Here is a 25,555-nt window from a genome sequence, read left to right as displayed (position 1 = left end):
GGCCGCATCACGGTCTCGGGCCGCTGCGATGAGCCGCGCGGCCCGAATCGCGACGAAGCCGCTTCCATAGCCCAATCCTATCGGTTACGTCGAAAGGATCGATTTAACTTGCGGTTCGATCCGACTTATCGTCCCTGGGTACCGATACCGCAACCGACGCTCCCTCAACGACACTCGATCGCAAGGACCGACCCGCCGCCCTCGCCACCTGCCTCAATCGCCCTCGCCGACGGCGCCACGCGTCATCAGTGCGGGCAATGCGTCACGTCACCACAAACGCTCTGCGCGACAGTATCGCCACCGTGCATGCATCGATCCGCGCACTCGTCCGGATACCCAGTCGTTGAATCCGTACCGTCAACAACAAGGCAAAGAACCCATGTCAAACACCGAATCGAAGTGTCCGTTCAACCACACCGCCGGCGGCGGCACATCGAACCGCGACTGGTGGCCGAACCAGCTCAACCTCAAGGTCCTGCACCAGCAGGCGCCGCCGTCCAATCCGGACCCCGACTTCGACTACGCACAGGCGTTCAAAACCCTCGACCTGGCCGCGGTGAAGCGCGACCTGCACGCGCTGATGACCGACTCGCAGGAGTGGTGGCCGGCCGACTTCGGCCATTACGGCCCGCTCTTCATCCGCATGGCCTGGCATAGCGCCGGCACCTATCGCACCTTCGACGGCCGCGGCGGCGCCGGTGCCGGCCAGCAGCGCTTCGCCCCGCTCAACAGCTGGCCGGACAACGGCAACCTCGACAAGGCGCGCCGCCTGCTGTGGCCGATCAAGCAAAAGTACGGCAACAAGATTTCCTGGGCCGATCTGATGATCCTCACCGGCAACGTCGCGCTGGAGTCGATGGGCTTCAAGACCTTCGGTTTCGCCGGCGGCCGCGCCGACGTGTGGGAACCCGAGGAAGCCGTGTACTGGGGCAGCGAAACCACCTGGCTCGGCGACAAGCGCTACAGCGGCGACCGGGTGCTGGAAAATCCGCTCGGCGCGGTGCAGATGGGCCTGATCTACGTCAATCCGCAGGGCCCGAACGGCAACCCCGACCCGATCGCGGCGGCCCGCGACATCCGCGAAACCTTCGCCCGCATGGCCATGGACGACGAAGAGACCGTGGCGCTGATCGCCGGCGGCCACACCTTCGGCAAGACCCACGGCGCCGGTCCCGAATCGCACGTCGGCCGCGAACCCGAAGGCGCCGACATCGCCGAACAGGGCCTGGGCTGGGCCAGCAGCTTCGAAAGCGGCGTCGGCGGCCATGCGATCACCAGCGGCCTGGAAGTCACCTGGACCAGCACGCCGACGCGTTGGGGCAACGAGTTCTTCGCCAACCTGTTCGGTTTCGAGTGGGAACTGAGCAAGAGCCCGGCCGGGGCCCATCAGTGGATCGCAAAGGACGGCGCCGGCGCGGGCAAGATCCCCGACGCGCACGATCCCAACAAGCGCCACGCGCCGACCATGCTCACCACCGACCTGTCGCTGCGCTTCGATCCGGCCTACGAAAAGATCTCGCGCCGCTTCCTCGAAAACCCCGATCAGTTCGCCGACGCCTTCGCCCGCGCCTGGTTCAAGCTGACCCACCGCGACATGGGCCCGCGCGCGCGCTACCTCGGCCCGGAAGTACCTGCCGAAGTGCTGATCTGGCAGGACCCGGTGCCGGCCGTCGACCACGCGCTGATCGACGAGCAGGACATCGCCGCGCTCAAGGCCAAGGTCCTCGCCTCGGGCCTGCCGGTGTCGCAGCTGGTGTCCACCGCCTGGGCCTCGGCCTCGACCTTCCGCGGTTCCGACAAGCGCGGCGGCGCCAACGGCGCGCGCATCCGTCTGGCCCCGCAGAAGGACTGGGAGGTCAACCAGCCCGATCAACTGGCCAAGGTGTTGGCCGCGCTCGAAGCCATCCAGAAGGAATTCAACGACGCGCAAAGCGGCGGCAAGAAAGTGTCGCTGGCCGACCTGATCGTGCTGGCCGGCGCCGCCGGGGTCGAACAGGCGGCGAAGAACGCCGGTTTCCCGGTCACGGTGCCGTTCGTTCCGGGCCGCACCGACGCGTCGGCCGAACAGACCGATGTGCATTCGTTCGCGGTGCTCGAACCGATCGCCGACGGCTTCCGCAATTACGTCAAGGGCAAGCTGGACGTCACCGCCGAATCGCTGCTGATCGACCGCGCGCAGTTGTTGAACCTCAGCGCGCCGGAACTGACCGTGCTGGTCGGCGGCCTGCGCGTGCTCGGCGCCAACGCCGGCCAGAGCAAGCACGGCGTGTTCACCCGCAAGGCCGACGCGCTCAGCAACGACTTCTTCGTCAACCTGCTCGACATGGGCACGGTGTGGAAGGCGAACTCCGATGCGAAGGACGTGTTCGAAGGACGCGACCGCAAGACCGGCGAACTCAAGTGGACCGGCACCCGCGCCGATCTGATCTTCGGCTCGCACTCGCAGTTGCGCGCGCTGGCCGAGGTCTATGCCAGTTCCGACGCACAGGAAAAATTCGTCAACGACTTCGTCGCGGCCTGGAACAAGGTGATGAACGCGGACCGCTTCGATCTGAACTGATCGGCCGGCGAAACGTTCGCCGACAACAGACCCTGTGTGACTTTATGCCCGGCGACCTCAGCCGGGCTTTTTTTCGGCGCCCGCCCTTGCCGCCACCGCGCCGGGAAAGCCGGGGTCTCGATACACAGTCAGGCCCATCACGGCGGGCCCGACCGCCCCGGCGCGGCGCGCCGTTCGCGGGCGGGCGCTTCAGACCCGCGCCACGAACGCCCAAGTGCCTCAATCGCACCGCGCGCCCACATCGCCTGCACGACCGCGATGCCATCGCGCAATTGGCGGCCGCCAGCATCACCCGCCACTCACGATTCGGCGCTAGCATCTGCTTTCCTCGCACCCGGAATCCCCGCCATGAGCGCCTCGCTGACCGACGATCTTCTCAACCAACTTCAGGGCCAGCCGCTGGCGCAACTGGGCAGCCAGCTCGGCCTGTCGCAGCCGCAGACGCAGAACGCGGTCAGCGCGGCGCTGCCGTTGCTGCTCGGCGCGCTCGGCCGCAACGCCAGCCAGCCGCAGGGCGCCGAAGCGCTGTTCGGCGCGCTGCAGCGCGACCATGCCGCGCCCGCGGCCAGCAGCGGCCTGGACCTGGGCAGCGTGCTCGGCGCGGTGCTCGGCGGCGGTGGCGGCAGCCCGCAGACCGACGGCGCCGGCATCCTCGGCCACATCTTCGGCGGCCGTCAGGAAACCGCGGCGCAGGGCCTGGGCCAGGCGACCGGCCTGGAAGGCGGCCAGGCCAACGCGCTGCTGAAAATGCTCGCGCCGATCGTGCTGTCGTATCTGGCCCAGCGCATGTTTTCCGGCGGCGGCCAGGCCGCGGCCTCGCCGCAGCAGCTCGGCAACGTGCTCGGTCAGGAACACCAGCGCATCCAGCAACAGGGTTCGGCCGGCGGCCTGCTGAGCTCGGTGCTCGACCAGGACGGCGACGGCCAGCTCGGCCTGGGCGACCTGCTCAAGATCGGCGGCGGCCTGCTCGGCGGTCAGCGCTGAGGTTGCGTCCGCGTTCGGCTTCGGCCGGATGCGGCGTTTGCCAGGTTCGTGGATGACGGCTGCGCTTCGGCGCGGCCGTCGTCGTTTTTGGCGATCTCGGCAGGGGATATTCGGATGAGCGCAGGTACGGCGGGACTTGCGCAGCGGCACGCGGATGCGCGGTCGCGGCTTACGCCGCTCCTACCCCAGTGCGAATGCGTCGCGGCGTGATCGGACATCGCAAGTCGCGAGCACGTATCCGCGAACACGAGCGCCGGTATACGAAATGACGATGCCGCCAACGCGTGCCGTGCAGCCTCAGCCGTGGCTGAATCTTCCAGCTGCGCTGTAATCCCGGACTGCCGGCACACACGCGTGAAAGCGATGAGCGACGCGGCAGCGATTACAACGCGTCGATATCGCCCAAGGCCTTGATCAGGCGCCGCGCGCGCTTGTCCGGCTTGCCTTCCGGCGCGCGGTAGCCGTTGCGTTCGGCGATGCGCGTCGCGCGCAGCTGTTCGCGCGCCAGGCGCGAGGCTTCGGTTTCGGCGTACAGCGTCTGCGCCACGCTCGCCGGCCCGCGATCGTCGCTGAGCGCCAGCACCGTGACCTCGAACACTTCCTCGCCGCGCACGATGCGCAGGCCGTCGCCGACCCGCACCGCGCGCGAGGCCTTGGCGTGCTGACCGCCGACCTCGACCTTGCCGGTGTCGACCGCCTGCCGCGCGAGACTGCGGGTCTTGAAGAACCGCGCGGCCCACAGCCACAGGTCCAGGCGGACCGAAGCGGTCGGCGACGCAACGGGTGTTTCGGCTTGCTTGCTCATCGATACGGAAGATAGCGGTGCGTTGTCGAAGGATACGACGGGAGGCGCGAACTGGGCGCGATGCGGTGAAGGCAAAAGCGAATCCCCCCGCCCCCCCTTTTCCAAAGGGGGAAAAGCATTGCTTCGCGCCTACCGAAGACCATGTCCACTGTGGGGGCGAGGGAATGCAGCGCATCGCGGCCCGCGAAAATCATGCCCACTTTGTAAAAGGGGGCAAGCGCCCAGCGCAGCCATGCAGCTATCGCGTCGCTTTCGCGCGGGGGATTCGCTTTTTGGGTACAGATCGCCGCGTACCGAAGGCAAAGCGAATCCCCCCCTGCCCCCCTTTTCCAAAGGGGGGAAAAGCATTGCGTCGCGCCCACTGAAGATCATGTCCACTTTGGGAAAGAGGGAATTCACCGCATCGCGGCCCGCGAAAATCATGCCCACTTTGTAAAAGGGGGCAAGCGCCTGGTGCAGCCATGCAGCTATCGCGTCGCTTTCGCGCGGGGGATTTGCTTTTTGGGTACAGATCGCCGCGTACCGAAGGCAAAGCGAATCCCCCCTGCCCCCCTTTTCCAAAGGGGGGAAAAGCATTGCGTCGCGCCCACCGAAGATCATGTCCACTGTGGGAAAGAGGGAATGCAGCGCATCGCGGCCCGCGAAAATCATGCCCACTTTGTAAAAGGGGGCGAGCGCCCGGCGCACCCACGCAGTCATCGCGTCGCTATCGCGCGGGGGATTCGCTTTTTGGTGCAGATCGCCGCGTACCGTAGGCAAAAGCGAATCCCCCCTCCCCCCCTTTTCCAAAGGGGGGAAAAGCATTGCGTCGCGCCCACCGAAGATCATCTCCACTTTGGGAAAGAGGGAATGCACCGCATCGCGCCCGCGAAAATCATGCCCACTTTGTAAAAGGGGGCAAGCGCCCGGCACAGCCACGCAGTCATCGCGTCGCTTTCGCGCGGGGGATTCGCTTTTTGTGTACAGATCGCCACGTGCCTTAGGCAAAAGCGAATCCCCCTACCCCCCTTTTCCAAAGGGGGGAAAAGCATTGCGTCGCGCCCTTCGAAGATCATGTCCACTTTGAAAAAGAGCCCCGCCTTTCCGGCGAACACCTCTTCCATTCCGACCAAATGCTTGTTCAGTCCCAGGCCCCTTTCCCGCGCCCGCGCAACCCAACCCGTGCAATAACCGACCACTCCCGCCAGACCCGACACCGCTCCCGCCAAGCCTCACACCACTCGGCCACGGCCCGCTCACCCCGCGCGGCGGCATACTGCGCCATCCCCGTCCGGACCCCGCCATGGCCCCCAGCACCCCGCGCGGCAGCCACCTGCTGACCGAAGGCCCGATCGGCCGCACCATGATTTCCTTCGCCCTACCGATCATGGCCGGCAACGCGGCGCAGTCGCTCAACGGTTCGATCAATTCGATCTGGGTCGGCCGCTACCTCGGCGAGGCGGCGCTGACCGCGACGGCCAACGCCAACAACATCATGTTCTTCCTGATCGGCTCGATCTTCGGCATCGGCATGGCCGCGACGATCCTGATCGGCCAGGCGATCGGCGCGCGCGACACCGCCCGCGCGCGCCGGGTCATGGGTACCAGCGCGAGCTTCTTCATCGCCTTGTCGGCGCTGATCGCGATCGCCGGCTGGTTCACGGCCGACACCGTGCTGCGCGCGATGGGCACGCCGGCGCCCGCGCTCGCGCTGGCCGAGAGCTACCTGCGGGTGATCTTCCTGTCGATGCCGTTCCTGTACGCGTTCGCGTTCTTCTCCGCGGCGCTGCGCGGCGCCGGCGATTCGCGCACGCCGTTCCGGTTCCTGTTGATGTCGGTGGCGCTCGACATCGTGCTCAATCCACTGCTGATCTTCGGCTGGGGCCCGGTGCCGGCGATGGGCATCGCCGGTTCGGCCGCGTCGACCTTCTTCGCCCAGGGCCTGAGCCTGCTGGCGATGCTGCTGTACCTGCGGCGCAAGCGTCACGTGCTGTGGCTCGGCCGGCAGGACGCGCATCTGCTCAAGATCGATCCGGCGGTGCTGCGCGCGCTGATCGTCAAGGGCGTGCCGATGGGCCTGCAGATGGTGCTGATCTCGCTGGCGATGATCGCGATGATCAGCCTGGTCAACGCCCACGGCACCGGCACCGCCGCCGGTTACGGCGCGGCGCTGCAACTGTGGACTTACGTGCAGATGCCGGCGATGGCGATCGGCGCGGCGTGTTCCTCGATCGCCGCGCAGAGCGTCGGCGCCGGTCGCTGGGACCGGGTCGACGCGACCGCGCGCACCGGCACCGGCTTCAATTTCCTGATGACCGGCGCCCTGATCGCGCCGCTGATTTTTTTCGACCGCTACACGCTCGCGCTGTTCCTGCCCGAGGGCAGCGCGTCGTTCGAAATCGCGCGCCACCTCAACCATATTTCGATCTGGTCGTTCCTGTTCTTCGGGGTGACCTTCGTGATTTCCGGCGTGGTCCGCGCGACCGGCGCGGTGGTGCCGCCGCTGCTGATCCTGGGCTTCGCGCTGTGGGGCGTGCGCGTGCCGTTCGCGACCTTGCTGCAGCCGGTGATCGGCACCGACGCGCTGTGGTGGAGTTTCCCGGTCAGCGCGTTCTGCGCGATGTTGATGTCGCTGGCGTATTACCGCTGGGGCGGTTGGCGGCGTTCGCGGATGATGAGCCCGGTCGAGCGCGCGGTCGCGCCGATCGCCACGCAAACCATCGCCACGCCGGCGGAAATCGGCGCGCAGCCGCCGGCGCCGGTGGCCGATGCGAGTCCGGAACAGATCGCCGAGATGGCGCGCGACATCGACGACGACGGGAGCGAACAGCCGCCGCGCTGATACGTCGCCGGCTTCGAGACAGGCCAGCCGTGCGGCCGCGTTGCGCGGCCATCGGAGCGCTCAGATGTCCTGCAGCGCCACGGTGAACACGCCGGCCTCGCCCTTGTCGAAGGCCTCGCGCCAGATCCGGTAGCCCTCCAGGTCGGCGTCGCGCACCGGCATGTGGCCGATCACGCGCGGCTCGACTTCGGCCACGCGCGTGCCGACGATCGGGAAGTGGCCCAGCAGGCGCAGCGCCTTGAGCTCGTTGACGTCGGCGACATGCTCGCGCAGCACTTCCTCGGCGGTATGGGTGTCGAACTTGCGCAGCGACAGCGCGTCGCGGCCGTCGGGCAAGGCGTCGATGCGCTGGACCCAGAAAAAGCCCCACGCGCCGTCGCTGCGCTGATAGGTGCAGATATCGCCTTCGGACAAACCCGGATTCACGTTGCGCTCTCCTGCCGCGGGGGCGGCACTGCCGGCGGCCTACGCCGCGTCGGGAATCTAGCGCGAACCGGGCGCGGCGCACAGCGCCGGATGCGGCCAGATACCGGGGCGATCGCGGTCATCCCCTCGTCGCTACGGGCCGATGCGCGCCGACGCCGGCGTATGGATAGCGAAACTTCCGTCCTCGCCGACATGCACGACAAGGTTCGGCTCGCCGTCGGTCCATTCGGCGGCGATCAGCATTTCACGCAAGTCGCCCTGGTCGATCGCGCCGGCGAGAAATTCGATCAACTCCGGTTTGCGCGCGATCGCGAACGCACCGGCGAACCGGCGCGTGCGGCCCTTGGCGACGACCAGTTTTTGCGCGAGCCAGTAGCGCCCGTCCGCGAGTTCGGCCGCCAGCGCATCGAGCGTTCGAGGCGAGCGGTTCGTGTTTGCTTGGTGGATGATCGCGAGCATGGCGAAGAAACGCGCGCTCGCCGTTTCGTCGGATACGAGCGCGCTATCGGCGCAGGCGCGCAGCGCGGCGAATCGGTACAGATTGCGCATGCCGCTGTCTCCGCGCGGGTAAGGATCGGCGCAATCAAGAAATTGGGCGAATCCGATTCGACCCGCCGGGTTCGAACCATCCGGTCCATTCGATCAACCCGGCCATAAACGCAAACGGCCGCCTCGCGGCGGCCGTTCGTGGCATTGCGCGCCGGGCGCGCGATGCGGGAATTACTCGGCGGCGGCGCCCGAAGCGTTCTTGGCGCGCGCGTACGCGGCCAGATCTTCCTTGATGCGCGCCTTCTTGCCCTGCAGACCACGCAGGTAGTACAGCTTGCCGGCGCGGACCTTGCCGCGGCGCTTGACGTCGACCGAGTCGATGATCGCGCTGTGGGTCTGGAACACGCGCTCGACGCCGAAGCCGTGCGAGATCTTGCGCACGGTGAACGAGGAGTTCAGGCCGCCGTTCTTGATCGCGATGACCACGCCTTCATAGGCCTGGACGCGCTCGCGCGTGCCTTCCTTGACCTTGACGTTGACGACGATGGTGTCGCCGGGGCTGAAGTCGGGCAGCTTGCGGGTGATCTGCTCGGCTTCGAAATTCTGCAGCAGGGTGTGGAGCGAGGGCTTGTTCATGGTTACGGCCTGTTGGATTAGTTGTTGCGCGAGTGCACGTGGACCCGCGTCATGGCATCGGTACAGCAAAGGGGTACAGCTAAGCGACTAATTATAACGAGCTTTTTCCCCGCGGCGCTAGAGGCTCAGGGCGTTTCGCCAGCCTGCGGGGCTGGCTGAACGGGCGATTGCGGGCTGGAAACGCTTCCAGCCGCCGCCTGGGCACCTTGCTCAGCTGCCTGGGCCGCGGCCAATTCGGCCCGGTAGGCCGCGATCAGCTTGCGGTCGGCCTTGGACAGCGCGGCCTCGTCGAACAGGTCCGGGCGCCGCTGCCAGGTCCGTCCCAGCGACTGCTGGCGGCGCCATTTGGCGATTTCGGCATGGTTGCCCGACATCAGCACCGGCGGCACCGAACCCAGTTCGTGCTCGACCGGGCGGGTGTAATGCGGGCAATCGAGCAGGCCGTCCTGGAAACTGTCCTGGACCGCCGACTCGGCATCGCCCAGCGCGCCGTCCTGCAGCCGCGCGACCGCGTCGACGATCACCGCCGCGGCCAGCTCGCCGCCGGACAGCACGTAGTCGCCGATCGAGATTTCCTCGTCGACCTCGGCCTGGATCAACCGCTCATCGACGCCTTCGTAGCGGCCGCACAGCAGGATCAGCCGTTCGTGCCCGGCCAGTTCGCGGACCTTGGCCTGATCCAGACGCGCGCCCTGCGGGCTCATGTAGATCACCCGGGCCGGCGCCGGATCGGCCTTGCGCGCGGCGCGGATCGCCGCGCGCAAGGGATCGATCAGCATGACCATGCCCGGCCCGCCGCCGAACGGACGCTCGTCGACCCGGCGGTAATTGCCCTCGGCGTAATCGCGCGGATTCCAGCCATGCAAAGACAGCAGCCCACGCTCGCCGGCCCGGCCGACCACGCCGAACGCCGCGCATTGCGCGACGAATTCGGGGAACAGGCTGATCAGGTCGATACGCATATGCAGGAGTGAGTTGAGAGGAGTGAGAAACGAGTAAAGCTGGTTTTTTACTCGTTTCTCACTCCTCTTGGCTCTTTTCTAGAAATCAGGGTCCCAATCGACCGTCACGAGGTTGGCCTCGAAGTCGACCGACAGCACGTACTGCGGAATCACGAACGGAATCATGCGCTCGCGTTCGTCGTCGCGGGCGACCAGCACATCGTTGGCGCCGGTGGAGAACAGGTGCGAGACCGTGCCCAGCGATACGCCGTCGACGGTGGCCACGCGCAAGCCTTCCAGATCGACCCAGTAGTACTCGCCGTCTCTCGGCGGCGGCAGGGCCGAACGCGGAACGTAGATTTCGGTGCCACGCATGGCTTCGACCGTGTCGCGGTCGCTGACATCGGGAAACGTGGCGATCAGGAATTTGCCGCTTTCGCGGCCACGCACGCCCGACAGCTCGCGCTCGCGGCCCTGCGGGTCGCGGACGATCCAGGGCTGGTAGCGGAAGATCGAGGCGCGCGGCTGGGTCCAGGACTCGAGCTTGGCTTCGCCGCGAATGCCGAAAGCGCCGAGCACCCTGCCCAGCAGGAGGCGGCGCGAGGAATCGCTCATGGGTGCGTTGGAAGGGCCACGCAGGCGAACCTGCGCGGCCCGCCGGCTCAGGCGGCCGGAGCGGCCTTGACGGCCTGCTTGTACAGGTCGGCGACCTTGTCGGTCAGCTGGGCGCCGTTGGCGACCCAATGCTTGACGCGATCGATGTTCAGCTCGACGCGCTTCTCGGCGCCGGCGGCGACCGGGTTATAGAAACCGACGCGCTCGATGTTGCGGCCATCGCGGGCGCTACGGCTGTCGGTGACGATGATGTGGTAGAACGGACGCTTCTTGGCGCCGCCGCGGGTCAGTCGAATCTTGACCATGGGGTCTGTTTTCCTGTGTTGCCCAGCCGTCGGAATGACGGGGTAAGCCGGAAAGTTTAACCGATTCCGTGGCTTGGGCAAACCCGGGCCCCTGACGGGCCCGGATTCCCGCGCTTCCCTGCCCTGCCGCGCCGTCCCTGGCGCCGGCACCCGCTTCCCTCGGATGCCGCCTGGCGGGCGGCGCCGTCCTGTCGCCGCCCGCCCTTGCGCCGGTTCCGCCCCCCGGAACCGGTCTTCCCCGAACCTTGTTGCCCGCGGCCTTCTGCCCGCTTGGCCTTCCGCCGTGGCCTCGAGTCTGCGGACTGTTGCTGTCGCTTGCGGCCACTTGCGGGGGACGGCAGGTCCGTCCTGATGACCGTCGCCTGGGTGAGGCCCTGCCCCCCCCCTGGATTGGATTGCGTGCCTTTCCGTCTGTTCGCCCCGTGCCTCGCCGCTGCGTGAATACAGAATCGCCCGGCGCCGTCTCTCAGCCCGAGAACGCGCGACGCCGTTGGTCGGCGAGTGGCGGTGCTTGAAAAACGGGCACGGGCGTGTGGGTGGGTTTTGTGAGTTGTGGCGGGATGATTTGTCGGGAAAGCGGCTGTGCGATTGGCGTGGTTGCGCGGTCGCGACTTACGTCGCTCCTACAGGGGAGGATCAGGGGCGATTGAGCGCGCGCGGTGGGTGGCGATACTTTTTGTGGCCGCGAGGAACACGCTTTTGCTTTTGCTCGTCATCCCCGCGAAGGCGGGGATCCAGGGCTTCACCTCGGTGCGGCGTGAGGTCTGTGCGATCTGTTGAGACACACGAGGTTCGAGTATTCGACGGCACAAGTACAAATAGGGTTCGACGGTGTACGCGGTATCGCGTGGCATGCGTCGATTAAAAATGCCTCGACGTATCTGCGGGCTTCTTGCGCCGCTACTGGACGAGCCGCTGGAAAAGATGGCCTCGCGGCTTTCGGGATTGCGCGGTCGCGACTCGCGTCGCTCCTACAGGGAGCAATCGGAAGGTCGCAGTGGGTGGAGCGGCTGCGCGCGGCCGCGAGGAAAAACGCTTTTGCTCTTGCTCGTCATCCCCGCGAAGGTGGGGATCCCGGGCTTCACCTCGGCATGGCGTGAAGCCTGCGCGACCTGCAAGTCTGTGCGATCTGTTGCAAACAAACGAAAACGGCGGCCAGTGGCCGCCGTTCGATGGTTACGCTCAGACTCGCCGCGCTCAGCGGAACGGCATGCCGCCGCGTCCGCCCATCATGCCCTTCATGCCGCGCATCAGGCCCTTCATGCCGCCGCCGGAGAGCTTGCTCATCATCTTCTCCATCTGCTGATACTGCTTCATCAGCTTGTTGACGTCGGCCGGCGTGAGGCCCGAGCCCTTGGCGATGCGCGCGCGGCGCGAGCCGTTGAGCAGCGCCGGGTTGCGGCGCTCTTTCTTGGTCATCGAATTGATGATCGCGACCATGCGCGGCACTTCCTTGCCGGTGACCTGGTTCTTGACCGCGTCGGGAATCTGGCCCATGCCCGGCAGCTTGTCCATGAGGCCGTGCAGGCCGCCCATGTTCTGCATTTGCTCAAGCTGGTCCTTCATGTCGTTGAGGTCGAACTTCTTGCCCTTGGCGACCTTCTCGGCGAGCTTCTGCGCCTTGTCCTTGTCGACCTGCTGCTCGACCTGCTCGACCAGCGACAGCACGTCGCCCATGTCGAGAATACGGCTGGCGACGCGGTCGGGATGGAACACGTCCAGGCCGTCGGGCTTTTCGCCGACGCCGATGAACTTGATCGGGCGACCGGTGACGTAACGCACCGACAACGCGGCGCCGCCGCGCGCGTCGCCGTCGGTCTTGGTCAGCACCACGCCGGTCAGCGGCAATGCCTCGCTGAAGGCCTTGGCGGTGGTCGCCGCGTCCTGGCCGGTCATCGAGTCGACCACGAACAAGGTTTCGACCGGCGACACCGCGGCGTGCAGCGCCTTGATCTCGCTCATCATCGCTTCGTCGATGGCGAGGCGGCCGGCGGTATCGATCAGCAACACGTCGACGTAGGACTTGCGCGCATCGGCGATCGCGGCGCGGGCGATGTCGACCGGCTTTTGCGAGGCGTCGGAGGCGAAGAACAGCACGTCGATCTGTCCGGCCAGTTGCTTGAGCTGTTCGATCGCGGCCGGACGGTAGACGTCGGCCGAGACCACCATCACCTTCTTCTTGCGCCGTTCCTTCAGGTGCTTGGCGAGCTTGCCGACCGTGGTGGTCTTGCCGGCGCCTTGCAGGCCGGCCATCAGGATCACCGCCGGCGCCGGCACGTTGAGGTTCAGGTCGGTGGCCTGCGAGCCCATGACCGTGGTCAGCTCGTCGCGCACGACCTTGATCAGGGCCTGGCCCGGGGTCAGCGACTTAAGCACTTCCTGGCCGACCGCGCGCACCTTGATGCGTTCGATCAGCGCCTGCACCACCGGCAGGGCGACGTCGGCCTCGAGCAGGGCGATGCGCACTTCGCGCAGCGACTCGCGGATGTTCTCTTCGGTCAGACGGCCGCGGCCGCGCAGGCGCTCGATGGTGCCGGACAGGCGTTGGGTCAGGGATTCGAACATGGCGTGGTCGGCAGGGCGAAACGACAGGGGCGGCAAGTATAGCGGCAGGGGCGGGAGGGCAGGAACGAGTGGAGAGGAGTGAGGAGTGAGTAAAAAAACTGCGTCGGTCCCGGCTCTTACTCGTTCCTCACTCCTCTCCACTCATTCCTCGCCTATGCCACACTTCGTCGATGACAATCGTTCTCATCGCCGTCGTTCTCTACCTGACCGCGACCGGTCTGCTGGTCGCCGCGGTGCGCCGCGAGCGCGGACGCGAGGCGCGTTTGTGGCTGTTGCCGGCCAATCTGGCGGTGCTGCTGCACGGTGCGGCGCACTTCATCGCCTGGCGCATCGCCGGCGGCGCCGACCTGCATTTCTTCGCCGCCCTGTCCCTGGTCGGGCTGGGCATGGCGGTGCTGACCGCGATCTTCGGCGCGGCCGGGCGCATGGCCGCGCTCGGCGTGGTGGTGTTTCCGCTGGCCGCGCTGATGCTGGTGGCGTACCAGTTGTACGGCCACGTCCAGCACCCCGAGCCGCTGGACTGGCGCCTGCAGCTGCACGCGTGGTTCGCCCTGCTCGCCTACGCCACGCTGGCGGTAGCGGCGCTGTTCGCGCTGATGCTGTGGCTGCAGGAACGCGCGCTGCGCCGGCGCGAATTCCACGGCTGGCTGCGCGCGCTGCCGCCGCTGGTCGAGCTGGAAAGCCTGTTGTTTCGCACCATCGCGGTCGGTTTCATTCTGTTGACCGCGACCTTGCTGACCGGCGTGCTGTTCGTCGAGAACCTGCTGGCCCAGCACCTGGTGCACAAGACCGTGCTCAGCGTGCTGTCGTGGCTGGCCTTCGGCGGCCTGCTGCTGGGCCGCTGGCGCTACGGCTGGCGCGGCGTGGTCGCGGTGCGCTGGACCCTGGCCGCGATGGCCTTGCTGATCCTGGCCTTTTTCGGCAGCAAGTTCGTGCTCGAAGTGATCCTGCGGCGGGTCTGAGCGGCGCCTCGGGCGCCGTTGCCGGGGACGACTGAATGGTCGTCCCGGCACCAAAAAGCCGACCTTGAATCCGCGTCCTTGCCCCGCAGCGGCCACTTCTGGCCGCTCGCGCAAGCGCAAGCCGTGTCCGGCGCCCGCGCCCTGAAGGTCCGGCCCGATCGCCTGCAACCCAGGCCAGGCAACGCTCTACACACTTTCCACACGTCGCTGGCGACTGCCTGAATAGGTCCTTGCTAGAACAATATTTGCCTTGACAACTATTGCGCGGGCGAGCACCATGCCGCGCCATGACGACCTCGACCCCCAACCAGCCCTGCTCGACCTCCAACCTCGGCCTGCTGTTCCGCCAGGTGCGCGACGCGATGTGGGCGCAGATGGAACGCGAGCTGGCGCAGGCCGGCCACGACCTCACCTTCAGCCAGTTCATCACCCTCAAGGAACTGGCGATCGGTACCGCCGGGGTCACCGAACTGGCGCGCGCCGCCCAGCTCAATCCCGGCGCCATGACCCGCCTGCTCGACAAGCTGGAAAGCCGCGGCTTCGTCGTGCGCGTGGCCGATCCCGACGATCGCCGCGCGCTCAACATCCACCTGACCGAAACCGGCACCGCGATCTGGGAAGACATCGACCAGTGCGGCAAGCGCGTGCGCGAGCGCGCCATGGCCGGCCTGAGCGACAGCGATCGCGATCAGCTGTATCGCCTGCTCGAACAAGTTCGCGACAACCTCTCACTCTCCGGTTCCTGAGCCATGTCCTCTCTCGACCCTCGCCCGCGCCGCGGGCTGCTTTACGTGCTCACGCCGCTGGCCGCCGCGCTGATCCTCGCCGGTTGCGCCAGCACCCGCGGCCTGGAGCCGTCCGGCCACGCGCTCGACGCCGACGGCCTGCAGGCCACCCGCAGCCTCGCCCAGGTCTCGGCGGCCGAATTTCCCAAGCGCGACTGGTGGACCTCGCTCGGCGACGCCCAGCTCAATGCGCTGATCGACGAAGCCCTGACCGGCACGCCCAGCCTCGACGCCGCCGACGCGCGCGTGCGCCAGGCGGTCGCCCAGGCCGGATTGGCCGATGCCGCGCGTAAGCCGACCGTCGGCGCCGCCGCCCAGTACTCCGGGGTGGAACTGCCCGAGACCCTCGCCCCCGATCCGATCGGCGGCAAGTACCTCGGTGCGCACGTGCTGATGCTCGAATTCAAGTACAGCCCGGACCTGTGGGGCGGCAAGCGCGCGCGCTGGCAGGCCGCGCTCGGCCAGACTCGCGCGGCCGAAGTCGAAGCGCAGGCCGCGCGCCTGACCTTGTCGTCGAACATCGCCCGCGCCTATGTGTCGCTGGCGCAGTCGTTCGAAGCACTGGACGTGGCGAGTTCGGAAAAGCAGCGCTCCGATCGCCTGCTCGGCCTCGGCCAGCAGCGGGTCAAGGCGGGACTGGATAACCAACTGCAGATCCGCAACGCGCAGAGCGCCAGCGCCAGCGCCGATCAGCAGATCCAGGCCGCGCAGCAGCAGATCGACGCCACCCGCAACGCGCTCGCCGCGCTGCTGGGCAAGGGCCCCGATCGCGGCCTCGAGATCGCCCGCCCGACCCTGCTCGCGGCGAAGAACCCGGCGGTGCCGTCGGTGCTGCCGAGCGAATTGCTGGGCCATCGTCCCGACGTGGTCGCCGCGCGCTGGCGGGTCGAAGCCAGTTCGCATGGAATCAAGGCGGCCAAGGCCGAGTTCTATCCGACCGTGAACCTCAGCGCGATCGTCGGCCTGGCCACCGGCCACCTGTCGGACCTGTTCACCAGCGAAGCCAAACTGCTGCAGGGCGGACCGGCCTTCAGCATGCCGATCTTCGACGGCGGCCGTCTGCGCAACAACCTGGCCGAGACCGATGCCGAATACGACCTCGCGGTCGCGAACTACAACCAGAGCCTGATCGGCGCGTTGCGCGAAGTCGCCGACGCGGTGCAGAGCTCGCGTTCGCTCGACGGCCAGATCGCCTCGGCGCAGCAGGCGCGCGATGCCGCGCAGCAGGCCTGGCAGATCGCCAGCAGCCGCTACCGCGCCGGCCTGGGCACCCAGCTCGACGTGCTCTCGGCGCAGCGCCCGCTGCTGCAACTCGACCAACAACTCGCCGGCCTGCGCGCGCAGCGCTACGCCGCGCAGATCGACCTGGACCGCGCGCTCGGCGGCGGACTCGAACTCAGTTCGCCCGACCCGGTCGCGTCCACCGTTCCCAACGAATCCTCCAATACCCAAGTTATCGCGAAGGCCCCGACGCCATGACCACCGAAGTCAATCCACAAGCCGCGGTCGCGCCGGCCGCGCCGCCGAAGAACAACAACCGCCGCAAGGCGCTGACGATCCTGCTCGCCGTGATCGTGATCGCCGCGATCGCGTGGACCGCGTATTACATGCTCGTGCTGCGCTGGCATCAGGACACCGACGACGCCTACGTGCAGGGCAACGTGGTCAACATCACCCCGCAGGTGACCGGCACCGTGGTCAGCATCGGCGCCGACGACGGCATGAAGGTCAACGCCGGCCAGGTGCTGGTGCAGCTCGATCCGAACGATGCGCAGGTCGCCTACGACCAGGCCACCGCGAATCTCGCCAACACCGTGCGTCAGGTGCGCGGTCTGTTCAGCGCGGTCGACGCCGGTCAGGCCGATCTGTCGGCGCGCGAAGTCGCGGTGCAGAAGGCCCGCGCCGACGTCAAGCGCCGCGAAGGCCTGGTCGCCAGCGGCGCGGTGTCGGCCGAGGAACTGGCGCATGCGCGCGACGAACTGGCTTCGGCCGAAGCGGCGATGTCGTCCTCGCGCGGCTCGCTGGCGCGCAATCGCGCGCTGGTCGACGCGACCACCGTCGCCAAGCAGCCGCAGGTCGCCGCCGCCGCCGCGCAGCTGCGTCAGGCGTATTTGAACCTGCAACGCTCGGCCATCGTCGCGCCGGTCAGCGGCTATGTCGGCAAGCGCAACGTGCAGCTCGGCCAGCGCGTGCAGCCCGGCGCCGCGCTGATGACGATCATTCCGCTCGATCAGGTCTGGGTCGAAGCCAACTTCAAGGAAACCCAGCTCGCCAAGATGCGCATCGGCCAGTCGGTGGACGTGCACTCGGATCTGTACGGCGGCGACGTGACCTATCAGGGCAAGGTCGTCAGCCTCGGCATGGGCACCGGCAGCGCGTTCTCGCTGTTGCCGGCGCAGAACGCCAGCGGCAACTGGATCAAGATCATCCAGCGCGTGCCGGTGCGGATCGAGATCGAACCCAAGCAACTGGTCGAACACCCGCTGCGCCTGGGCCTGAGCATGCACGTCGACGTCGGCATCCGCGAGCAGACCGGCGCGGTCCTGGCCGCGGCGCCGCCGGCCAAGCCGGTGCTGGTCACCGACGCCTACGCCAAGCAGTTGCACGAGGCCGACGCGATGATCGAGAAGATCGTGCGCGACAACCTGCCGGGCATGCAGCACGGCTGATCGAGCGGCGATCGGGCCGGTCGGTTTGATCGCAGATCGCTGTCGCATCCGTCCGATCCGTTTCACCGGTTTGAGTTCCACCGATTTCGGCTTTATCCGATTCAATCGTTTCAGCGACACCGCGCAGCAAAGACGAAGCACCTCCCCCACGTCGTTCTTCGTCTGTCGTTCGTCCTGCATCGTTTCGAAGCGGCCGCGCTTTGCGCGCCGCCTCCCCTCCCCCCGCGATGCAGCGCGAACTCCGAAACCGTCATTGCGGCGCAAGCCGCAATGACGGGGACCGGAAGGCTTCACCTCCGCTCTTGGTTCCGCGCCCACGCGCGGCTCACCCGAACCGACAGGCCGATCGATGTCCGCCACCACCGCCAATGCCGCCGCCGCGCCCGCGCCGCAAGCCGGCTTCCGGCCACCCAATCTCGCATTGACCACGCTGGGCCTCGCGCTCGCCTCGTTCATGCAGGTGCTCGACACCACCATCGCCAACGTGTCCTTGCCGACCATCTCCGGCAACCTCGGCGGCAGCAGCAGCCAGGCGACCTGGGTGATCACCTCGTTCGCGGTCAGCAACGCCATCGCGCTGCCGTTGACGGGTTTCTTCACCCGCAAGTTCGGCGAACGCCGGTTGTTCATGTGGGCGACGATGCTGTTCGTGATCGCCTCGTTCCTGTGCGGCCTGGCCAACTCCATGGGCCTGCTGGTCACCGCGCGAGCGTTGCAGGGTTTCGTCGCCGGACCGATGTACCCGGTCACCCAGGCGCTGCTGATTTCGATCTACCCACCGCATAAACGCGGACAGGCCATCGCCTTGCTGGCGATGGTGACCGTGGTCGCGCCAATCGCCGGCCCGATTCTCGGCGGCTGGATCACCGACAACTACAGCTGGGAATGGATCTTCTTCATCAACATCCCCATCGGCATCTTCGCCTGCCTGGTGGTCGGCAATCAGCTGCGCGGCCGGCCGGAGCGGCTGGAAAACCCGAAGATGGACTACATGGGCCTGGCGATGCTGGTGCTCGGCGTGGCCGCGCTGCAGATCATGCTCGACCTGGGCAACGACGAAGACTGGTTCAACTCGACCAAGATCGTGGTGCTGACCCTCGTCGCGGTGGTCGCGCTGACCGTGTTCGTGATCTGGGAACTGACCGAGCGCGATCCGATCGTCAACCTGCGCCTGTTCCGTCACCGCAACTTCGCCGCCGGCACCGCGGCGATGGTGCTGGCCTATGCGGCGTTCTTCTCGATCAGCCTGCTGGTGCCGCTGTGGCTGCAACGCAATCTGGGCTACACCTCGATCTGGGCGGGCCTGGCGACCGCGCCGATCGGCATATTGCCGGTCTTGCTGACGCCGTTCGTGGGCCTGTACGCGGCGCGCTTCGACCTACGCCTGGTCGCCAGCGCCGCCTTCATCGTGATGGCCTTCACCAGCTTCATACGATCGGGTTTCAACCTCGACGTCGACTTCCACCACGTCGCCATGGTGCAGCTGTGGCAAGGCCTGGGCGTGGCGCTGTTCTTCATGCCGGTGTTGACGATCCTGCTGTCCGATCTTGAGCCGCACGAGATCGCCGCGGGCTCCGGCCTTGCCACCTTCGTGCGAACGCTCGGCGGCAGCTTCGCCGCCTCGCTGACCACCTGGGCCTGGAGCCAGCGCAGCACCATCCACCACGCGCAATTGACCGAACACATCGCCGCCAACGATCCGGCGATCCAGCAGACCGTCAACACGCTCGGCAACGGCGACGCCACCCGTGGCGCGCTGGCCTTGAACCAGATGATTTCGCAGCAGGCCGCGCAGCTCGGCTTCAACGAGATGCTGCATCTGATCGGCATCCTGTTCCTGGTGGTGACCGTGTTCGTGTGGTTCGCCAAACCCCCGTTCAGCGCCAAGGCGGGCGGCGGCGCGGCGGCGGCGGGCGGGCACTGATCCTGGCGCGGCGTTCGATCCCGGTTCGGTCGGATCGGGATCGGATGCGGGGTCCGTCGCATCAGACCAGACAACATCGGGCCTGCAAGCCCCTGCAGGGCACTTCGCGTCGACGAGGTCTCTTGTGGGGACTTCCAGGCCCGATGCTTTTCGCGCACACGCCCCGCTCGTCCGTGCGCGTCGTCGTCGCACGCCCCTCGCCGGCGCATTGACCCGGATACGCGATGCTTCGCATGATGCACGCGCCCCGCTCCGGGGCGATGAGGACGACATCATGAGCAGGAAATCAAGGAAGCTCGGCATCGGCGCACTGGTCGCGGCGTGTTTCGGCTTTGCGTTGTCGCTGAGCGCGACGGCCGGCGGATCATGCGACCAGTGCTGGCGTACCTGCGAGATCGAGTACGCCGAGTGCATGCAGGTGGTCGGCAATGAGTACACCTGCGGCACGACCTATCGGTCCTGCGGCATCTCCTGTGGTTGCGAAATTCCCTGATCGCGACAGGATGATCGAGGGCGTGGCCAGCGCTTGGCGTTGGCTTCGCTTTGGCGGTTGTCCTTCGCCTGATTCCCGACATCATCAGCCAAGCTGGGCACGAGACAGCGCGGCGCCATGGCCCGCCTGTAGGAGCGGCGCAAGCCGCGACCGCGGCATTTCGACAGCGTCGTGGCTCACCTCGTAGTTGTATTTCCACGGTCGCGGCTTGCGCCGCTCCTACAGGTAGGCCATGCCGCTTTCGCTTGAAGCCGCGCAGTTCATCCAGCGCTGCGAGGCTTGTAACTCGCGAGAACAAAAGGACACCCGTAGGGCGGCGCACATGGATGTGCGCCGTGCGCCACCGAGACAGGATGTCTCGTGTGGCGCATGCCCGCGTCGGCAACGATCTTGCGGGCCCTTGATTCACAAAAAAGCGTTTTTCTTTGGTTACCTTTCTTTTGTCGCTTTTGACAAAAGAAAGTAACTCGGCCGCTTGCGGACGAAAGCTGTTGATCTTGCCTCTGGCTTCAAAAGCTCTGGAGCTTCAAAAAAGCTTTGAAGCCTTTAAAGCTGCAAGCAGGATCAAAAGCGTTCCGCCGCTGAAGCGGCGGGTCACTTTCTTTTGTCTAAAGCAACAAAAGAAAGGTAACCAAAGAAAAATGCTTTTTTGTGAATCAAGTGCCCGCAAGATCGGTGCTGACGCAGGCATGCGCCACACGGGACATCCATGTCCCGGTGGCGCACGGCGTGCATCCTGCACGCCGCCCTACGGGTGTGCTTTTGCTAACGCGAGTCAGGGGCTTCGCAGCGCTGGGTGAACTGCGCGAATTTAGGCTTGAGCAAAAGCTGGACAGGCCAAGCCACAGCACAGTCACAGTCATGGCAAAGCAAGACCTCGACTGGCATCGAGATCTAAATCGATTCCAGAATCGACCGATTCGCCTCAGGCGGTAGCCCGATCCCGATCGACCACCGCCTCGACCGGCGCAACTTCACAACTCGGCGCCACACAACACTTGTGGACGAACCGATGCCGCGCCTCGTGATAACTGCGATCGGTCCCGAAGAAGTTGCGATACATATGCGCCAACTCCTCCGCCCCATAACTCTCCAACGGCTTGCGACGCTCGTCGATCGCGCGGCGCCGACGCTTGCTCGCCAGCGCCTTGCGCACGCTGGCCGGATCGGACGCGCGCTCGGCGCGCTGTTCGACGTGGGCGACGAAATCCGCGCCGCTGGCGCCGAAAGCGGCGTCGATCAGGCCGATGCGCTCGGCGCCGGCGGTGCCAATCGGGCGCAGGCCTTCGGTCAGTTCCTGCGCCAGCGTCTCGCCGACGCGGCGCGGCAGCAGATAGGTCCAATACTCCGAACCGTACAAGCCGCCCATGCCCTTGTAATGCGGGTTCATGACCGCGCCGCGTCGCGCCCACACCTGGTCGGCGGCCAGCGCGAGGATCACCCCGCCCGCGCCCGAGTTGCCCTGCATCGCCGAGATCACCAGATGCGAATCGGTCAGCACGATCTCGCGCACCAAGGCATTCATCGCCAGGATGTTGCGCCACGATTCCAGCGCTGGGTCGGCCGCCGCCTGGATGGTGTTGAGGTGGATGCCGTTGGACCAGATATCACTGCCGCCCATCAACACGATGGTCCGGGTCGGCCGCCGGCGCGCCTGCAGGAACGCGGTGCGCAGGCGATCGCATTGCGCAGTCGACATCGCGCCGTTGTAGAAATCGAAATGCAGATAACCCACCGCGCCGATTTCGCGGTAACGGATCTGCCGATAGCCGTGGTCGCGCCGTCCGGCCACCGAGGTCGCCGGTTTCGACGCCCGCGCCACGATGCCGTGCAGGCGCTGTTCGCCCAGCACCCGCGTCGCCGGCAGCTTGATTCCGTCTTTCTCGCGCAGATGGCTGAGCCATAGCGCGCCGTCGCCGGTGGCGATGCAGACCGCGCCGTCGCGCTGTCCGAGCAATTCGCCGGGGCGACCGCGCAGCGACGGTTCGACATGCGCGCCGAACACATGGCAGCGCAGGCCGGCGATTTCGCCGCGCGCGCCGGGCGAACTGTCGCCGCTGCGGATGCGCGCGAGCAAGGTCGCGTCGTCCATCGCCCAGTCCAGGCTGCGATCGGCCGGACGCATGCTCGCGCGCAGACGGCCGCGCACGTCGGCGCGCGTGTAGTCCAGCGGTTGCGGTCGGTAATCGCCGGATTCGAAGCGCTCCACCGCCTGCAACAAAGCGCGCACCGCCGCGTCGGTGACCTCGTGCCGGTACAGCTGGCTCTTGGACGCGCCGCGCATGGCGAAGCCGGCGCTGGCCCAGATGTCGCCGGCGTCCATTTCCGCCGCCGCCTGCAGCACGGTTACGCCCCAATCGGGTTCGCCTTCGAGGATCGCCCAGTCCAATGACGAGGGGCCGCGATCGCCGACGATGCCCGGATGCACGATCAGGCAGGTGTGTCGGGTCCAGATGTCGTCCGGGATCGCCGACTTCAGCATCGGCGCGACGATCAGTTGCGGCCGTTCGCGCGCGACCGCGGCGCGCATGGTGTCCGCATCGGAAGCGACCTGCACCGCGATCTGGTGGCCCAGTTCGCTCAACTCGGCCCAGGCGCGCTGCGCCAGTCCGTTGTAGGCGGTGCACAGGAACAGGATACGCAGCGCCATCGCACGCTCCTTGTCACGAAGGTTGTTACGGCCAAGGCCTCGAATGTGTGCCAAGGCGTGTTCATAAACCTGAGCGGAGATCACAAATTCCTGCTGCACCGCAGCGGAATTGCATTTCTTCGACGGCTATCGCCGTTCCGTCAACGCAGCCGATTCCAATCCGATTTCGGTGGCCGTTGAGTGCGCTGTACTGCGTTGGATCGAGCCGCCGACGCAAGCCGGGCATGCTCGCGGCACGATGCATCGCCCATCGCGGCGCCTCTGGACGCAGGCCTCGCGCATCGCATCGGCGTCCATCGCCACGCGCTCATGACGAGCGTGGGTGTCACCAGACCAAGGAGAAGTCTGATGTCGATCAGCAAGAGCAACCGCGTAATGGCCGCCTGTGCGTTCTGTTTCGGCCTCGCATTTTCGATGAGCGCGTTCGCCGCCACCTGCGAAGAGTGCTGGCAAGGCTGCTTCGCCCAACGTCAGATCTGCCGCGCGGCGGGCAACCCGCCGTCGGTGTGCACGGCCAACTACAACGCCTGCGGGCGTCGCTGCGGCTGCCAGATTCCGTGATACCGCCGATAACCGATCGTCACCGATCCATCAAAGGAGAGCATCGCCATGTTCGATAAGCGCAACCGCATTTCCGCCACCGTCGCCTTCTGTTTCGGCCTGGCCTTTTCGATGAACGCATTCGCGGCAAGCTGCGCGGACTGCTGGGACGGCTGCTTCGCCGAGCGCCGCGCCTGTCGCGCGTCGGGACAACCGGCCAGCGTGTGCCAGGAGAATTTCAACTTCTGCGGCAATATCTGCGGCTGTCCGATTCCCTGATCCGATCGGGCGCATCCGGAGGAGCGCAGGCTCCTCCGGACCTCGCGCAATCGCGCAGATTCGTGCCGCAGTGCAGCGAACCGGCAGTCCGCATGCATGGCCGCACCGCCGACGACACCCGGGCGACTTCGCAAGCGCCGTCGCATCGACCCGCGGCGCCGGATTCCGCAACGCCGGTCACATCCGCCATGACTTCACAGCAGTGGCCCGGCACCGCGCCGGTGATATAACCCTAGCGGCCCAGTGACGGGCACAAGGAGGAACAGTGATGTTGAGACTAACCACGCGCCGGCTGTCGATCGGCGCCGCGTTCTGCTTCGGCCTGGCGATGTCGCTCAGCGCCTTCTCCAGCGGCGGCACGCCCGAAGAATGCGCCCGCTGCTGGGACGATTGCATCGCGATCTTCGAACAATGCCGCGCCGAAGGCGGCGGAACCGCGTGCTTCCGCGAACGCCAGGCCTGCGTCAACCGCTGCGGCTGCCGGGGCTGAACCCGATTCCATCATCGCGACCGCCTGGCACGGGCGGTCGCGATGATTCATGGCGCACCACTCAAAGAGGACAAGGAATGAATTTCAAGTCGATCCTGACCACCATCCTGGTCGTGGCCCTGGCCTTGGGCCTGGGCGTAGGCGCGGGCTATCTGGTCCGCAACAGCGGACTGATCGGCGGCGGCGGTGGCGGCGCGCAAGTGACGCAAGGCGACTACTCGGCGGTGTACGCCAACGCCAAGGCCAGCGGCGGCGAAGTGGTGATGTACACCCTGTCGACCTGCCCGTTCTGCGTGAAGGCCAAGGCGCTGCTGGAAAAGCAGAACGTGCGCTTCGTCGAGCGCGTGATCGACAAGGACAAGACCGCGCGCAAGGAAGCCGACGGCTTGAAGATCAACAGCGTCCCGGTGATCTACATCGGCGACAAGAGCATGCAGGGCTTTGACGAAGCCAAGTTGGTCGAACTGCTCAATGCGCATGCCAAGGCGGGCAAGCCGGCGGCGTAACGCGGGTTTTCCGGAGCTTTCGGGTCCCACCGCGTTTTCAGGTCTTATCGGACCTGCATCGTTTCTATCGGCTTTCACGATCCGGTCTTGCTGCATCCAGCAAGACCGGATTGGGCCGAGCCAACTCCACGACCGGCGCTGCGTTCCAACGCGACGCCGGTCGTTCGTTGAATGTCGACCGACAACAAGCTTGCGAGCCTGGGTCGAATCGCGGTTGTGGAAACAACCTGATCGAACGCCACGAAGTCTTTTGTGGGAGGGGCTTCAGCCCCGACGGTCTTCGATCAGATAGATGGGACGTTCGCCGGCGCCTGAGCGAAAAGTGTCGGGACTGAAGCCTTCCCACACAGACTTCCTGCAGCGCAATCAAAGTCGCCATGCAATTCGGCATCGACTTGCAATCGGCTAACCTGCCTGCGACACCGATTCACCCCGCCCACACCCGCAGCGCCAACGCGAACAACGCCCCCAACACCGTGCCGCCGATCACCTCGGCCGGCGCATGCCGCGCCATGCGCAAGCGCGCCCAGGCCAGCAGCGGCAACGCGCAGGCGGCCGCGATCCCGGCCACCCGCCACAACGCCAACAACGACACCGCCGCGAACGCCAGGCTGGCCATATGCAGCGACAGCTTGATCCAGCGATTGAGCACCGCCGCCGCCACCAGCATCGCCGCGACCGCGACGATGCCCTGCGCCAGCGGCGCCGCCTGTCCGCGCATCCACCACCAACAGATCGCCAGAATCGCCAGCAGCACCGCGTACAACAGCGGCCGCTCGCTGGCCTTGGACGCATCGACCGTCGACCAATGCCCGGCCCGGCGCCGCTGCAGCACGAACGCCCAGCACGCCAGCACCGCCGCCGACACACCGATCAACGCATGCCCCAGCGCCTGCGGCGCGAGCATCCGCACGCTGACCAGGGTCAGCGCGATGAAAACCGCGAACGGATGCAGCGCGATCGAGACCCAGCGCGCGAACGCACGGCCCGTCGTCGTCGGCGCGGCGCCCGGTTCGCGCGGCGAAAGATTCAACATTCGCGCTTACCGCCCCGTGCCGGTCGAGGATCTTCGCGGCCGCATCGTGGTTTCGCTTGCGCAGGCGCCATCGG

The 25,555-nt window shown here is 66.6% G+C and carries 24 protein-coding genes; 14 read left to right on the top strand and 10 right to left on the bottom strand.

Annotated elements, in window-relative coordinates; all coding sequences use genetic code 11:
* The first annotated feature begins 379 nt into the window (after positions 1 to 379).
* Together katG and IEQ11_RS08955 are read left to right on the top strand one after the other, a co-directional pair.
* Positions 380 to 2,560: a catalase/peroxidase HPI gene (gene katG, locus IEQ11_RS08960; RefSeq protein ID WP_191822861.1), complete on the top strand. Its 2,181-nt coding sequence runs from the start codon at positions 380 to 382 to the stop codon at positions 2,558 to 2,560.
* A gap of 348 nt (positions 2,561 to 2,908) precedes the next feature.
* A complete protein-coding gene (locus tag IEQ11_RS08955) occupies positions 2,909 to 3,544 on the top strand; it encodes a DUF937 domain-containing protein (protein WP_191822862.1) in 636 nt (211 codons plus the stop codon).
* 382 nt (positions 3,545 to 3,926) lie between these two features.
* Here IEQ11_RS08955 and IEQ11_RS08950 read toward each other — a convergent pair whose 3' ends face one another.
* Positions 3,927 to 4,349, bottom strand: a complete 423-nt coding sequence (locus IEQ11_RS08950) for an RNA-binding S4 domain-containing protein (protein ID WP_191822863.1) — start codon at positions 4,347 to 4,349, stop codon at positions 3,927 to 3,929.
* 1,282 nt (positions 4,350 to 5,631) lie between these two features.
* Between IEQ11_RS08950 and IEQ11_RS08945 the strand changes: the two genes are divergently transcribed.
* Positions 5,632 to 7,170, top strand: a complete 1,539-nt coding sequence (locus IEQ11_RS08945) for an MATE family efflux transporter (RefSeq protein WP_191822864.1) — start codon at positions 5,632 to 5,634, stop codon at positions 7,168 to 7,170.
* A 60-nt stretch (positions 7,171 to 7,230) separates the two neighbouring features.
* On the opposite strand, the gene IEQ11_RS08940 is transcribed toward IEQ11_RS08945, so the two are convergent.
* From IEQ11_RS08940 to ffh, 7 genes are all read right to left on the bottom strand, one after another.
* Positions 7,231 to 7,596, bottom strand: a complete 366-nt coding sequence (locus tag IEQ11_RS08940; RefSeq protein WP_148650307.1) for a hypothetical protein — start codon at positions 7,594 to 7,596, stop codon at positions 7,231 to 7,233.
* A 132-nt stretch (positions 7,597 to 7,728) separates the two neighbouring features.
* Entirely contained in the window at positions 7,729 to 8,055 is a 327-nt protein-coding gene (locus tag IEQ11_RS08935) for a hypothetical protein (protein WP_191822865.1), read from the bottom strand.
* A 261-nt stretch (positions 8,056 to 8,316) separates the two neighbouring features.
* Positions 8,317 to 8,721: a 50S ribosomal protein L19 gene (rplS, locus tag IEQ11_RS08930; RefSeq protein WP_036111591.1), complete on the bottom strand. Its 405-nt coding sequence runs from the start codon at positions 8,719 to 8,721 to the stop codon at positions 8,317 to 8,319.
* Positions 8,722 to 8,846: 125 nt separating this feature from the next.
* A complete protein-coding gene (gene trmD, locus IEQ11_RS08925; RefSeq protein WP_191822866.1) occupies positions 8,847 to 9,683 on the bottom strand; it encodes a tRNA (guanosine(37)-N1)-methyltransferase TrmD in 837 nt (278 codons plus the stop codon).
* Positions 9,684 to 9,761: 78 nt separating this feature from the next.
* On the bottom strand, positions 9,762 to 10,277 hold the full coding sequence (gene rimM / locus IEQ11_RS08920; protein ID WP_191822867.1) for a ribosome maturation factor RimM: 516 nt from the start codon (positions 10,275 to 10,277) through the stop codon (positions 9,762 to 9,764).
* Positions 10,278 to 10,324: 47 nt separating this feature from the next.
* On the bottom strand, positions 10,325 to 10,582 hold the full coding sequence (gene rpsP, locus IEQ11_RS08915) for a 30S ribosomal protein S16 (protein WP_036111600.1): 258 nt from the start codon (positions 10,580 to 10,582) through the stop codon (positions 10,325 to 10,327).
* A gap of 1,197 nt (positions 10,583 to 11,779) precedes the next feature.
* Positions 11,780 to 13,147: a signal recognition particle protein gene (gene ffh / locus IEQ11_RS08910; RefSeq protein WP_191822868.1), complete on the bottom strand. Its 1,368-nt coding sequence runs from the start codon at positions 13,145 to 13,147 to the stop codon at positions 11,780 to 11,782.
* 170 nt (positions 13,148 to 13,317) lie between these two features.
* On the opposite strand from ffh, the gene IEQ11_RS08905 reads away from it, so the two are divergent.
* The 7 genes from IEQ11_RS08905 (at position 13,318) to IEQ11_RS08875 (ending at position 20,780) form a co-directional block, all read left to right on the top strand.
* A complete protein-coding gene (locus IEQ11_RS08905) occupies positions 13,318 to 14,109 on the top strand; it encodes a cytochrome C assembly family protein (RefSeq protein WP_036111606.1) in 792 nt (263 codons plus the stop codon).
* A 287-nt stretch (positions 14,110 to 14,396) separates the two neighbouring features.
* Complete coding sequence (locus IEQ11_RS08900) at positions 14,397 to 14,855, top strand: MarR family winged helix-turn-helix transcriptional regulator (RefSeq protein WP_036111610.1); 459 nt, start codon at positions 14,397 to 14,399, stop codon at positions 14,853 to 14,855.
* Between the two features lie 3 nt (positions 14,856 to 14,858).
* Positions 14,859 to 16,373: an efflux transporter outer membrane subunit gene (locus IEQ11_RS08895; RefSeq protein WP_191822869.1), complete on the top strand. Its 1,515-nt coding sequence runs from the start codon at positions 14,859 to 14,861 to the stop codon at positions 16,371 to 16,373.
* The gene (locus IEQ11_RS08890) at positions 16,370 to 17,563 is read left to right on the top strand and encodes an HlyD/EmrA/EmrK family protein (RefSeq protein WP_036111613.1); all 1,194 of its coding nucleotides are present in this window, start codon (positions 16,370 to 16,372) and stop codon (positions 17,561 to 17,563) included. Before IEQ11_RS08895 ends, IEQ11_RS08890 begins: the two co-directional genes overlap by 4 nt.
* A 349-nt stretch (positions 17,564 to 17,912) precedes the next feature.
* Positions 17,913 to 19,487, top strand: a complete 1,575-nt coding sequence (locus IEQ11_RS08885) for a DHA2 family efflux MFS transporter permease subunit (protein ID WP_096414139.1) — start codon at positions 17,913 to 17,915, stop codon at positions 19,485 to 19,487.
* Between the two features lie 274 nt (positions 19,488 to 19,761).
* Positions 19,762 to 19,980 carry a hypothetical protein gene (locus IEQ11_RS08880; RefSeq protein ID WP_148650305.1) on the top strand — a complete coding sequence of 73 codons (219 nt, stop codon included), beginning with the start codon at positions 19,762 to 19,764 and terminating at the stop codon, positions 19,978 to 19,980.
* A 425-nt stretch (positions 19,981 to 20,405) separates the two neighbouring features.
* The gene (locus tag IEQ11_RS08875) at positions 20,406 to 20,780 is read left to right on the top strand and encodes a hypothetical protein (protein WP_247024770.1); all 375 of its coding nucleotides are present in this window, start codon (positions 20,406 to 20,408) and stop codon (positions 20,778 to 20,780) included.
* 125 nt (positions 20,781 to 20,905) lie between these two features.
* On the opposite strand, the gene IEQ11_RS08870 is transcribed toward IEQ11_RS08875, so the two are convergent.
* Positions 20,906 to 22,630 carry a hydrogenase maturation protein gene (locus IEQ11_RS08870; RefSeq protein ID WP_200899821.1) on the bottom strand — a complete coding sequence of 575 codons (1,725 nt, stop codon included), beginning with the start codon at positions 22,628 to 22,630 and terminating at the stop codon, positions 20,906 to 20,908.
* 348 nt (positions 22,631 to 22,978) lie between these two features.
* Between IEQ11_RS08870 and IEQ11_RS08865 the strand changes: the two genes are divergently transcribed.
* The 4 genes from IEQ11_RS08865 (at position 22,979) to IEQ11_RS08850 (ending at position 24,445) form a co-directional block, all read left to right on the top strand.
* Positions 22,979 to 23,191: a hypothetical protein gene (locus IEQ11_RS08865; protein WP_046656196.1), complete on the top strand. Its 213-nt coding sequence runs from the start codon at positions 22,979 to 22,981 to the stop codon at positions 23,189 to 23,191.
* Positions 23,192 to 23,239: 48 nt separating this feature from the next.
* Entirely contained in the window at positions 23,240 to 23,449 is a 210-nt protein-coding gene (locus IEQ11_RS08860; RefSeq protein WP_096414138.1) for a hypothetical protein, read from the top strand.
* A gap of 268 nt (positions 23,450 to 23,717) precedes the next feature.
* Positions 23,718 to 23,939 (top strand): hypothetical protein, encoded by a 222-nt coding sequence (locus IEQ11_RS08855; protein ID WP_046656193.1) that lies wholly within the window; start codon positions 23,718 to 23,720, stop codon positions 23,937 to 23,939.
* 77 nt (positions 23,940 to 24,016) lie between these two features.
* Positions 24,017 to 24,445: a glutaredoxin family protein gene (locus IEQ11_RS08850; RefSeq protein WP_052756164.1), complete on the top strand. Its 429-nt coding sequence runs from the start codon at positions 24,017 to 24,019 to the stop codon at positions 24,443 to 24,445.
* A gap of 427 nt (positions 24,446 to 24,872) precedes the next feature.
* Here the strand turns inward: IEQ11_RS08850 and IEQ11_RS08845 are convergent, their stop codons facing one another.
* On the bottom strand, positions 24,873 to 25,481 hold the full coding sequence (locus tag IEQ11_RS08845) for a hypothetical protein (RefSeq protein WP_191822834.1): 609 nt from the start codon (positions 25,479 to 25,481) through the stop codon (positions 24,873 to 24,875).
* Between the last annotated feature and the right edge of the window lie 74 nt (positions 25,482 to 25,555).

Origin of the sequence: Lysobacter capsici (genome assembly GCF_014779555.2) — a bacterium.
Classification (GTDB): Bacteria; Pseudomonadota; Gammaproteobacteria; order Xanthomonadales; family Xanthomonadaceae; genus Lysobacter; species Lysobacter capsici.
This window is presented reverse-complemented; position numbering and strand designations above follow the sequence as displayed.